The sequence below is a fragment of the Mycetocola sp. genome, assembly GCF_046716805.1.
In the GTDB taxonomy this organism is placed as follows: Bacteria; Actinomycetota; Actinomycetes; order Actinomycetales; family Microbacteriaceae; genus Mycetocola_A.
Map to the genome: position 1 here is coordinate 1 of NZ_JBKJWH010000138.1, position 11,272 is coordinate 11,272.

Sequence of the window (11,272 nt, forward strand, 5' to 3'; positions counted from 1 at the left end):
TCAGATCAAGCTGCGGAGAAGTTCTTCGGCGCTGACGCCTTCCTGCCTCGCCCGCTCGTACAGGCGAATATGCTCATCGTCGGTAAGCCACAGTGTGACTTCGTGCAGATCAGGGTCGTCGAGGGAGAACAGGGTCGGTTCGCTGTCCGTCCCGACGGCGTCGTCGAGGACGTCGACCGGTGCCGGCGTACGGTCGGCGACCCGCGCGAGCGGAACGGATGCTGTCGCTGCGGCGCCGCGCGCGGCATCCGCTTCGTCGTTCTCGCGTGGCCAGCCCGGCCCGTGCGGGATCGGCCGGCCGGCCTGGAACGCCTCGGAGACGGCGCGCGCCCGGGCATCGGCCGCCTCGTTCATCGGGTGGCCGGCGTGGCCGCGCACCCATTCGAACGTGTAGCGACGGCCGGACATGGCCTCGTCGAGTTCCTTGATGATCTCAAGATTCATCACGGGTTTGCCGTCGCCCTTGCGCCAGCCCTTCGCCTTCCAGCCGCGCATCCACTTGGTGACGGTATTGATCACGTACTGGCTGTCGCAGAGAATGAGCAGGTCGTCGTCGAGGTGCGCGGTGGCGCGGAACAGCTCGAGCACCGCTTTGAGCTCACCCTGGTTGTTGGTGGCGTGCTTCCAGCCGCCGGCCTCCCAGTGGGCGTCGTCGACGTACCAGGCCCATCCGGCGGGGCCGGGGTTGCCGAGGGCTGAGCCGTCTGCGGCAGCGGTGATCGTCATGAATGCAATCGTATCGGGGGCATCCGCACGCGAGATCGCAGTTACGCACCCATAGCGGGCGGATCGCCGCGTTTTGAGTGCGCAATTGTCATGTCGCCGATCCGCTCCGCCCGGATAAGGGCGGAGCGGATCGTGCGGATGCGACCCGTTGCTCCGTTCCGCATGTGCTCGCGGTGCACGCGGATGGTTCTCCAGCCGTCGGCCATCAGCAGGTCGAGCCGATCGACATCGTGGTGGCCCTGCTGCTCGGTCGCGAAATGATGGGCGCCGTCGTATTCGATGAGGATGCGCCACTTCGGGTAGACGAGGTCCCCCAGCGCGAGAAAAAGGCCGCGCCGATCGCGGATCTCGTAGTTCACCATGGGTTCGGGGAGTCCGGCATCAACGATGAGCAGTCGCAGCCGTGACTCCTGACGGGAGTCCGTGCCGGGTCTCACCCGGTCGATCGCCGCACGGAGGGCGCGGCAACCGCGTCGCCCCGCCGAGCGGGTCACGGCGTCCGACAGCTGCACCATGGTCGCGAGTGGTCGAACCCGTCGTACCAGCCCGTCGCCCATCTCCACGAGTTCGGCAACGGTGAGGACGGATGCCAGGGCGCACCACGTGTCGACGGCGGATGCCACGGGAATTCCTCCGAGCATGATCACGTGAACGGAGCCGGGGTCGGCGTGATGGCCCTGGATCCCACGAGCACGCGGCGCTGCCACCGGGAGGAAGGCGGTGACGTGCACGGTTGCCTCCGCTTCGAGCCGCCGCGGCAGATAGAGGCCGTGGAGGCGAGCCGCGGTGGTGTGGGAGAAGAACTGTCCTGCGTGCAGACCGCGGGCAACAGCAGCCACGGCGTCGACGTCCTGGCCGACTGCGCTGTAGACACCACGCGCGACGCGGACGAGGTCTCTCCCGCGCAGCCGGCCGCGACTCAGGCCCGCTGCTTCAGCATCGCGTGCGGTGAACGCGGAGGACGCAAGGTGAGGTGGAAGCGGAACGCGGCGTGGCATCCCGAGAGTGTGCCGTATCGCTGCGTGCTCTGCGCCCGCTCTCCACAGCCCGGGAGCGAAATGGCAGTTACGCACCCAAACGGAGCTAATGGCTCGGTTTTGGGTGCGCAACTGCCATCTCGGCGAAGCGGCTTACGCGAACGCGGCCGGCAGGGTCGCCTGGTGCGTCGCGCGGAGCTCGTCGAGCGTCGCCGTGAACAGGTCCTGGATCTCGAGAGCGGGATTCGCCTTGTCGGTGACGCCGATGCGGAGCACCGGGTAGTCGCGACCCTCGCAGAGGCCGCGGAACTTGACGTCATCCTCGCGGGGCACCGAAACGATCACGCGACCGGTCGACTCGGAGAACAGGGCAGTCGCGACATCCACGCCGTCACGCTCGAGGATCTCGCCGAGCCACACGCGGGCGCCGACGCCGAAGCGCATCACGCTCTCGGCGAGGGCCTGGGCGAGGCCACCGTCGGAGAGGTCGTGCGCCGAGGCGATGATGGATGACTGCGAGCCGGCGTGCAGCAGTGCTGCAAGGTCCTTCTCACGGTCGAAGTCGACGGCGGGCGGGAGTCCGCCGAGGTGGTCGTGGATGGTGCCGGCCCACGCGGAACCGGAGAGTTCCTCGCGAGTGATACCGAGGAGGTAGATGTTGTCGCCCTCGTCCTGCCATCCGCTCGGCACCCGCCGGGCGACGTCGTCGATCACGCCGAGCACACCGACGACGGGCGTCGGGAAGATCGGGGTGTCGCCGGTCTGGTTGTAGAACGAGACGTTGCCGCCGGTGACGGGCACTTCGAGCGCAAGGCAGCCGTCGGACAGGCCCTCGACCGCCTGGGAGAACTGCCACATCACCTCGGGGTTCTCGGGCGAGCCGAAGTTGAGGCAGTCGGTGACCGCAGCGGGAACTGCGCCGGTGCAGGCGACGTTGCGGTACGCCTCGGCAAGGGCGAGCTTCGCGCCCAGCGACGGGTCGAGCTGGCAGTAGCGGCCGTTCGCGTCGGTGGCGATGGCGAATCCGAGCCCGGATTCCTCATCGACGCGGATCATGCCGCCGTCATCGGGGAAGGCCAGCGCCGTGTTGCCCATGACGTAGTAGTCGTACTGGTCGGTGATCCAGCTCTTGTCAGACAAGTTCGCGGAGCCGAGCAGAGCAAGGAACTGCGAACGGAGGGTCGCGGCATCCGTCGGTCGTTCGAGAGCGGATGCCGTGTCGGCCTGCAGCGCGTCGAGCCAGGTCGGGTACGTGACGGGGCGCTCGTAGACGGGGCCGTCGACGGCGACGGTGGATGGGTCGACGTTGACGATCTCTTCGCCGTGCCAGTTGATGATCAGCCGGCCGGTGTCGGTGACCTCACCCATCACGGAGGTTTCGACGTCCCACTTGGCGGTGACCGCGAGGAAACCCTCGAGCTTGCCCGGTTCGACGACGGCCATCATGCGTTCCTGCGACTCCGACATGAGGATTTCTTCGGGCGTGAGCGACGGGTCGCGGAGAAGGGTGTTCGACAGCTCGATGAACATGCCGCCGTCGCCGTTCGCGGCGAGCTCGCTCGTGGCGCAGGAGATGCCGGCGGCACCGAGGTCCTGAATGCCTTCGACGAGCTTCTGCTTGTACAGCTCGAGGCAGCACTCGATGAGCACCTTCTCGGCGAACGGGTCGCCGACCTGCACGGCGGGACGCTTGGTGGGACCTGCTGCGTCGAACGAGTCCGAGGCGAGGATCGAGGCGCCGCCGATGCCGTCGCCACCGGTGCGGGCTCCGAACAGCACGATCTTGTTGCCGATGCCTGAGGCGTTGGCGAGGTGGAGGTCCTCGTGGCGGAGCACGCCGACCGAGAGGGCGTTGACGAGCGGGTTGCCCTGGTACACCTTGTCGAAGTAGGTCTCGCCGCCGATGTTCGGCAGGCCCAGGCAGTTGCCGTAGAACGAGATGCCGCTCGTGACGCCGTGCACGACGCGGGCCGTGTCGGGGTCATCGATGGCGCCGAAGCGCAACTGGTCCATGACGGCGCCGGGGCGGGCGCCCATCGAGAAGAAGTCTCGGACGATGCCGCCGACGCCGGTCGCAGCGCCCTGGAACGGCTCGATGTAGCTGGGATGGTTGTGGCTCTCGACCTTGAAGGTGACGGCCCAGCCCTCGCCGATGTCGACGACGCCGGCGTTCTCGCCCATGCCGACCATGAGATTCTTCTTCATGGCGGGGGTGACCTTCTGGCCGAACTGCTTGAGGTACATCTTGCTCGACTTGTATGAGCAGTGTTCGCTCCACATCACCGAGTACATGGCGAGTTCGCCCGACGTGGGGCGGCGGCCGAGGATCTCCTTGATTCTCTCGTACTCGTCTGGCTTGAGGCCGAGCGCTGCGTACGGCTGCTCCTTTTCAGGAGTGGCGAGGGCGTTCGAGACGGTGTCGGCAACAGAGGTTGCGGGGATGCTCACGAGAGGAAGGCTCCTAGATCGAGGGGTGCCGGATGCCTCAATTCTATCCGGGCACACGGATGCCTCCCACCCGGTCGTTGCTGCTAGCGATCGCCGCCCGGAGGGCCGATCGTCAGCAGGGTCGCGAAGATGACCACGAGCGCGACGCTGAACAGCACGGCGAGCAGAACCGGATGGGAGAGGAACCAGCGCAGCAGGCGGTCGATCCAGGTCCCGTCGCGAGGGTCGTCGGTCTCGGTGCGGCGCCACGTGCCGTCGAGGCGCCCCGTGCGGTCGGCCCACAGGTCGAACGGGATGGTGGCGTACGGCACGACCGCCGTGACGACGCCGAGCCCGATGAGTGGGACGCTCCAGCGCTGATTCAGCCCGACGAGCACAGCGGTTCCCGCGTACGCGAGGAAGACGAACCCGTGGATCGACCCGCCGACCCGCACACCGATATCGCCGAGGCCCCACACGTACTTCATGAGCAGCCCGAGGATCAGGAGGGTCCAGGTCACCGCCTCGGCGAAAGCGAGGGTGCGGTAGAACAGGCGGGGAGACACGGAAAACACTCCATTGGAAGGGCGGTCACGCGAAAACGGATGCGCGCGGCCGGGACGTCGGGATGCCTCCATCCTCGCAGGCGGCCGGGTCGCGGTCGTCGTCCGAAAGGAGTAACCGGCGGCATCCGCCCCCGTCCCGGCACGTCTCTCCGCCGTTCGGGGGATGCTGGCGCACTTCAATCCCTGCCAGAGTAGGAGAACACCCCCGCCCATCTACTTCAGGAGCAGAATGCCCACGGGAGTCCCCATCGAATTCGCCGGTGTCACCAAACGCTTCGGCCCAGTCGCCGCCGTTTCCGACCTCAGTTTCCGGGTGGAACCCGGGCGGGTCACCGGTTTCCTCGGCCCCAACGGTGCAGGAAAGACCACAACGCTCCGGATGCTGCTCGGTCTCGTCACCCCGACAGCGGGCTCGGCCACGATCGGCGGTGTGCGCTACCGGGACCTTCTCTCTCCGCTCAGCTCGGTGGGGTCGGCTCTGGAAGCCGCAAGCTTTCACCCGGGCCGGACTGCTCGGGACCACCTCGGTGTCTACGCCAAGGCCGCGCGGATCGACCCGAAACGCGTTCCGATCGTCCTGGACACCGTCGGACTCAGCGAGCACGCGACCCGCCGGGTCGGCGGTTACTCCCTCGGCATGCGGCAGCGGCTCGGCCTCGCGTTCGCGCTTCTCGGTGACCCTGGTGTGCTCGTGCTCGACGAGCCGATCAACGGCCTCGACCCCGAAGGCATCAAATGGATCCGCGGGTTCCTGCGCCAGCTCGCCGCTGAGGGCCGCACCGTCCTCATCTCCTCCCACCTCCTCAGCGAGGTTCAGCAGAGTGTCGACGAAGTCGTCATCATCGCCCGCGGAACCCTGGTGCACCGCGGGTCGCTGTCGAGCCTCGAAACCGAAGGTGCAGCAACGAGAGTGATCGTCGACTCCCCGAATCGTGAACAATTGCTGGCGGCGCTCGCCGCGGCATCCGCCACGTTCGAGGTCGCCCGTGCCGGCATCCTCGTTTCAGGTCTCGAACCCGGGCAGGTGGGCCATATCGTCTTCTCGGCCGGGGTGGAGGTGAGCTCGTTGCACCGACAGAAGTCGGGACTCGAGGACTCATTCCTCGCGCTGGTCGGAGAGGGCGGATCGCTGTGAACATGTTTCTTCCTGCCTTCCGCGCCGAGGTCGCAAAGATCCTCACCACGAGGATCTGGTGGATCCTCGCCATCATCCTCGTCGTCTACATCGCTTTCATCTCCGGTGGCCTCGGCGCTCTCTTCGGGTTCCTCTCAAGATCGGGAGGGGAGGTCGCGCAGGGCGGGCCACCGATGGAGATCCTCGCCCCGATGCTCTACGGGTCGGTCAGCACCTTCGGCTACGTGTTCCCCGTGCTGCTCGGCGCCCTCGCCGTAACGGGTGAGTACCGTCACCAGATGCTCACGCCGACCTTCCTCGCGACGCCCAAGCGCGGCCTCGTGCTCGGCGCCAAGAGTGCCGCGCTGCTGATCTTCGGCGCGATCTTCGGCGTGTTCGGCGTGATCGCTTCGGTCGGTGCCGGGGCGGGTGTCCTCGCCCTGTTCGGCCTCGACACCCAGCTCGACAACAGCGACACCTGGGCACTGATCGGCCGGGGAGTGCTTGCCCTCGCCCTCTGGGCCGTGATCGGCGTCGGGCTCGGTGCCCTCATCCCGAACCAGGTTGCCGCGATCGTGGTGATCCTCGCGTTCACCCAGTTCGTCGAACCGACGCTTCGGGCGGTGGTGATGTTCGCCGACTGGGCAGCCTCACTCGGGCGATTCCTGCCGGGGGCCGCGAGTGACGCCCTCGTCGGCGCGCCCAGCCTGTTCAACACCGGGGCACCAGGGATGGGGGCCGAGCCGCTCGACTGGTGGCAGGGCGGGCTGCTGCTTGCCGCTTTGGCCCTCGTGCTCACCGTTCTCGGCTACTTCGTGTCGTGGAAGCGGGACGTCACCTAAGACGCGAGCGGGACGCGATGGGCCGACGTAACGTCGCCGGAAGTTCATCGGTCCCTTGTGCCGGATTTGCCCGCTGAAAGCCGACTTTCCGGACCGATGAACGCGCACAGATGGCTGGACGCCGTTTTCGGTGCCGAGAACTCAGGCGGAGACGAGCGCCGAGATCGCGCTCGTGAAGAGCGTGAGGCCGTCGGTGCCCGACCGCATGGCGTCCGGGGTGTCCGGTCCGAAACCAGGCTCAACCGCGTGCTCCGGGTGTGGCATGAGGCCGACGACGTTGCCGCGCTCGTTGGTGATGCCGGCGATGTCGCGGAGCGAGCCGTTCGGGTTCCTGCCGAGGTAGCGGAAGACCACCCGGCCCTCGCCCTCCAGCCGATCGAGTTCGTCCTCAGAGGCGATGAAGCCGCCCTCACCGTTCTTCAGCGGGATGACGATCTCATCGTTCGCAGTGAACTCGTTCGTCCAGACGGTGTCGACGTTCTCGACACGCAGCGTCTGGTCACGGCGGATGAAGTGGCCGTGATCGTTGCGGATCAGGCCGCCGGGCAACAGGTGCGCCTCCGTGAGCATCTGGAATCCGTTGCAGATGCCGAGAACCGGCATCCCCTTGTTCGCGGCGTCGATGACCTCCGCCATGATCGGGGAGACGGATGCGATCGCGCCGGCGCGCAGGTAGTCGCCGTAGCTGAACCCACCGGGCAGGACGAGAGCGTCGACGCCGTGAAGATCGTGCTCGCCGTGCCACAGGGCGACGGGTTCTGCACCCGCGATGCGGATCGCGCGCTGGGCGTCACGCTCGTCGAGCGAGCCCGGGAAGGTGATGACGCCGATACGCATGACTACTCGGCCTCCGGGTAGGTGATCGCGACGACGTCCTCGATCACCGAGTTCGACAGGATCTCGTCGGCGATGTGCTGGACGTCGGCGCGGATGGCGTCCGTGATTGGTCCGTCGACGGTCAGTTCGAACCGCTTTCCGATGCGGACACCGGTGAACTCGGACTTGCCGAGCCGCGTGAGCGCCCCGGAGACCGCCTTACCCTGCGGGTCAAGCAGTTCAGCCTTGGGCATTACTTCAACGAGGATTGTGGGCACCGAATGTCTCCCGGATGTTCGAGGTGGGGGGATGCCTCAATCCTACCGGCACCTCGAACTAACGATGGATGCCGAAGAAAAGGGCGCCCAACTAGGCTTTCGGTGAAGGGAATCATGAACCACTCAGCCCTCACACCGGTCTTTGCCGCCCTGCGCTGGTCACTGCACTCGCTGCTGATCGCGCTCGTCGTCGTGGTCATCGTCCTCTCCGCGCTGACCGATGCTCCCGACACGACGCTCATCCACACTCTCGCGTCCGTCCTCCTCGCCGTCTACCTCGGCGGATCCCTGATGGCGCACCTCAGGGCGGATGCCGTCCATGCGTCTCCCTGGATTCCCCGGTTATGGCTGGCGGCGTTGACCCTGATCTGGCTCGCACTGCTGTGGCTGACATCCGATGCCGCGTTCATCGTCTTTCCGTTGTTCTTTCTCTATCTGCAGGTGCTCCCACCGCGCGCCGCCATTGCGGCCGTCGCGCTGTCGACCGCGCTCTCGGTCATGGCCATCGGACTCCACAGCGCTTTCACCGTCGGCGGAGTGATCGGCCCGATGATCGGTGCGGGCGTCGCTGTGGCGATCGGGTTCGGGTACCGCGCGTTGTACCGGGAGGCCGAGGAACGGCAGCAGCTCATCACGGAATTGGTCGAGACCCGCGGGGAACTCGCGCTTGCAGAGCGAGCGGCTGGGATGCTCGCCGAGCGGGAGCGGCTCGCCCGTGAGATCCACGACACCGTCGCGCAGGGGCTGTCGAGCATCCAGCTCCTTCTGCACGCCGCTGAACGCCTCGACGGCGAGCGCCCCGGGCTTGAGCAGTTGCAACTGGCGCGACAGACCGCCGCCGATTCCCTCGTCGACACACGACGGATCATCGGTGAACTCACCCCACCTGCACTCGACGACCGCACCCTGGCTGGCGCGCTGGCACGCCTCGCCGAATCCACCGCCGAAACCCTCGGTGCGGCGGGCACGCCGGCGGCGGTCAATTTCCAGCTCGAGGGCGACCCGGTTGCTCTGCCGATGAGCGTCAACGCCACACTGCTGCGAATCGCCCAGGGCGCGATCGCGAACGTCGTCCGGCACGCGGGCGCGACTCGCGCCGATCTCACCCTGACCTACCAGTCCGACAGCGTCTCGCTCGACGTCGTCGACGACGGAGCCGGCTTCGACCCGGCAAGCGCATCAGCCACGGCGGGCGACTCATTCGGGCTGCGGGCGATTCGCCAGCGCGTCTCATCGCTCGGCGGGATGCTCAGCGTGGAGTCCGCCCCCGGTGAGGGCACGGCACTCGCCGTCACCATCCCCATCCGCGATCCGGCCGAGACTGCACCGAGCCGACCGGGGGTCTCCGCATGATCCGGCTGCTTCTCGCCGACGACCACCCGGTGGTCCGGGCCGGCCTTCGCGCACTGTTCGCCACCGAACCCGACTTCGACGTCGTCGCTGAGGCGGCGACCGGTGAGCATGCCGTCGAGCAGAGCAGAGCGGGCGTCGACATCGTCCTCATGGACCTGCAATTCGGCGATGGCATGCAGGGGGCTGAGGCGACTCGACGGATCCGGGAGGCGGCCGGCGCCCCGCACGTTCTCGTGCTCACCAATTACGACACCGATGCCGACATCCTCGGCGCTGTCGAAGCAGGCGCCGCAGGCTACCTGTTGAAGGACGCACCACCAGCCGAGCTGATCGCGGCAGTCCGGGCGGCAGCGCGAGGGGAGAGCGCCCTCGCACCGACCGTCGCCGGGCGGCTCGAGGCCCGCCAGAATTCGTCAGGGGCAGCACTCACGACCCGGGAAGCTGAAGTCCTCGGCCTCGTCGCCGACGGATGCTCCAACCGCGACATCGCGAAGTCCCTGTTCCTGTCTGAGGCCACCGTGAAGAGCCACCTCGTGCATATCTTCACGAAGCTGCAGGTGTCGTCGCGAACGGCGGCTGTGGCATCCGCTCGTGATCGCGGCTATATCCGTCCGGCCTGAACGTCCGGGTCGTGCAGGGTGCGCAGGGCGGTGACGACGTCGGCATGCCATCGGCGTGCGAGCGGCACGACTTTCGTGTAGATCGCCGCCTCGTGGGTCGCGCCCTGGTATCTGACGGCGCTGGCGTCGACTCCGGACGCTCGAAGAGTCCTGGCGTAAGACTCTCCGTCCAGGCGGAGCGCGTCGTACTCGGCCGTGAAGATCCAGGCCGGGGGAAGGCCCCGGTGGGTGAGCGCTCGCGCCGGTGAGGCGTACGGCTCCTTCGCACGTGCCCGGTCGCCCAGATAGGCCTCAGCGACCTGCACGAGCTCCCGCCGCGCGAGGAAGCGGGGGATACGCATCTCACGGATCGGTGCCATGTCGATCGATTTGCCGGTCAGGTCGGTGACAGGGACCTCGAGCACCTGGAGCCTGAGCGGGTGCCCGGCACGGTCACGGTTGAGCAGAGTGACACTCGCGGCGATGTTGCCGCCAGACGATGTGCCGTTGATGCCGATGCGGTCGGCGTCGATGCCGAGCCGCGCCGCGTTCTCGACGAGCCAGCCGAGAGCGGCGTAGCCCTGTTCGATCTGGGTCGGGTAGCGGTGTTCGGGGGCGAGTGCGTAGTCGACAGCGACGTGGCTCACCCGGGCGTCCGCGGTGCGCGCCCGGAACGTCGCATCGACGCTCGTGTAGTCGATGCCGCCCAACTGGAATGAGCCGCCGAAGAATGCGAGAACGGCGGGAAGGAGCGGGCCCGGTGAACCGGTGTCGGCTTCCTCGAGTGGCCGGTACACGCGCACGCGGACGGCCGGATGGCCGGGAACATCGACCATGTGATCGGTGACCTCAACCTCCGGGGGTGCAAGTCCCACCCGGCCGTAAAGCTTGGTGTCCCATTTCTGCGCGTTGCGCCTCTTCCACGCCGGCGTCTTGCGCTTGGCTTTCTCCTCGGCGGAGAGCGGCGATTTGGGAGGAGGCGGGGCAGTCGGGCTGTGTGCGGCCTCCGACCCGGCGACGGCGGTCCCCGCTGCCTTAGTGCCCACCGTTTGTGCCGGGGATTCCACGAGCGCGCGTCTCGCGGCATCCCGTCGCCAGGGAACCACTCTCGTGACGGCACTCGTCAGGGCGCCGAGGAGGATGCCGCGCGCTTCGGCGATCATGTCGCGTCGTCTGGCCAGGTACATGGCGTGGAAGTACGGATCGAGTGGCACGGGTTGCCCTCCTTCTCGGTGGGGTCGACAGTACCAACTCACAGCGGACGGCGCAGAACTGCGGTCCTGGCTCGATAGGGCAACGTCGAGCCGTCTCGGCCAGTTCACCTCCGCGTAACCGGAAGAGAGGGAGCTGTTGATCGAGCGTGCCTAGCGTGTTCGCTGGAGAGGCGGTTCATGACAACCTTTGACGACATCATCGTCGACGACAGCGACGACGCCGGCGGCGCCGAACAGGAAATGATCGAGATCGAACTGGTCGTCCTCGACATGGCCGGCACGACGGTGAAAGACGACGGTGTGGTTGAGCGAGCGTTCCAGCTCGCCGCGGAACGCTCCGGGATTACCCGAACCGAGGCC

11 protein-coding genes and 1 pseudogene are annotated in these 11,272 nt (G+C 67.2%); 5 read left to right on the plus strand and 7 right to left on the minus strand.

Annotation, left to right across the window (positions count from 1 at the left end):
• From ACLQ62_RS10950 to ACLQ62_RS10965, 4 genes are all read right to left on the minus strand, one after another.
• On the minus strand, nt 1–726 hold the full coding sequence (locus tag ACLQ62_RS10950; protein WP_411721669.1) for an RNase H family protein: 726 nt from the start codon (nt 724–726) through the stop codon (nt 1–3).
• A gap of 41 nt (nt 727–767) precedes the next feature.
• Complete coding sequence (locus ACLQ62_RS10955; RefSeq protein ID WP_411721670.1) at nt 768–1,724, minus strand: hypothetical protein; 957 nt, start codon at nt 1,722–1,724, stop codon at nt 768–770.
• Nucleotides 1,725–1,856: 132 nt separating this feature from the next.
• A complete protein-coding gene (gene purL, locus ACLQ62_RS10960) occupies nt 1,857–4,151 on the minus strand; it encodes a phosphoribosylformylglycinamidine synthase subunit PurL (RefSeq protein ID WP_411721671.1) in 2,295 nt (764 codons plus the stop codon).
• Between the two features lie 83 nt (nt 4,152–4,234).
• Nucleotides 4,235–4,696, minus strand: a complete 462-nt coding sequence (locus ACLQ62_RS10965; RefSeq protein WP_411721672.1) for a DUF3817 domain-containing protein — start codon at nt 4,694–4,696, stop codon at nt 4,235–4,237.
• Between the two features lie 229 nt (nt 4,697–4,925).
• On the opposite strand from ACLQ62_RS10965, the gene ACLQ62_RS10970 reads away from it, so the two are divergent.
• Nucleotides 4,926–5,831: an ATP-binding cassette domain-containing protein gene (locus tag ACLQ62_RS10970; RefSeq protein WP_411721673.1), complete on the plus strand. Its 906-nt coding sequence runs from the start codon at nt 4,926–4,928 to the stop codon at nt 5,829–5,831.
• A gap of 2 nt (nt 5,832–5,833) precedes the next feature.
• On the plus strand, nt 5,834–6,652 hold the full coding sequence (locus ACLQ62_RS10975; protein WP_411721674.1) for an ABC transporter permease: 819 nt from the start codon (nt 5,834–5,836) through the stop codon (nt 6,650–6,652).
• 141 nt (nt 6,653–6,793) lie between these two features.
• On the opposite strand, the gene purQ is transcribed toward ACLQ62_RS10975, so the two are convergent.
• The gene (gene purQ, locus ACLQ62_RS10980; RefSeq protein ID WP_411721675.1) at nt 6,794–7,489 is read right to left on the minus strand and encodes a phosphoribosylformylglycinamidine synthase subunit PurQ; all 696 of its coding nucleotides are present in this window, start codon (nt 7,487–7,489) and stop codon (nt 6,794–6,796) included.
• Between the two features lie 2 nt (nt 7,490–7,491).
• Nucleotides 7,492–7,746, minus strand: coding sequence for a phosphoribosylformylglycinamidine synthase subunit PurS (gene purS, locus ACLQ62_RS10985; protein ID WP_411721676.1), 255 nt, complete (start codon nt 7,744–7,746; stop codon nt 7,492–7,494).
• A gap of 114 nt (nt 7,747–7,860) precedes the next feature.
• On the opposite strand from purS, the gene ACLQ62_RS10990 reads away from it, so the two are divergent.
• Together ACLQ62_RS10990 and ACLQ62_RS10995 are read left to right on the plus strand one after the other, a co-directional pair.
• A complete protein-coding gene (locus tag ACLQ62_RS10990; RefSeq protein WP_411721677.1) occupies nt 7,861–9,099 on the plus strand; it encodes a sensor histidine kinase in 1,239 nt (412 codons plus the stop codon).
• Nucleotides 9,096–9,719 carry a response regulator gene (locus tag ACLQ62_RS10995; protein ID WP_411721678.1) on the plus strand — a complete coding sequence of 208 codons (624 nt, stop codon included), beginning with the start codon at nt 9,096–9,098 and terminating at the stop codon, nt 9,717–9,719. The genes ACLQ62_RS10990 and ACLQ62_RS10995 overlap by 4 nt, the downstream gene beginning before the upstream one ends.
• Here the strand turns inward: ACLQ62_RS10995 and ACLQ62_RS11000 are convergent.
• Nucleotides 9,701–10,912, minus strand: coding sequence for an alpha/beta hydrolase (locus tag ACLQ62_RS11000; RefSeq protein WP_411721679.1), 1,212 nt, complete (start codon nt 10,910–10,912; stop codon nt 9,701–9,703). The genes ACLQ62_RS10995 and ACLQ62_RS11000 overlap by 19 nt on opposite strands.
• Before the next feature lie 177 nt (nt 10,913–11,089).
• On the opposite strand from ACLQ62_RS11000, the pseudogene ACLQ62_RS11005 reads away from it, so the two are divergent.
• Nucleotides 11,090–11,272: pseudogene (locus ACLQ62_RS11005) on the plus strand (hypothetical protein); the annotation flags it as partial.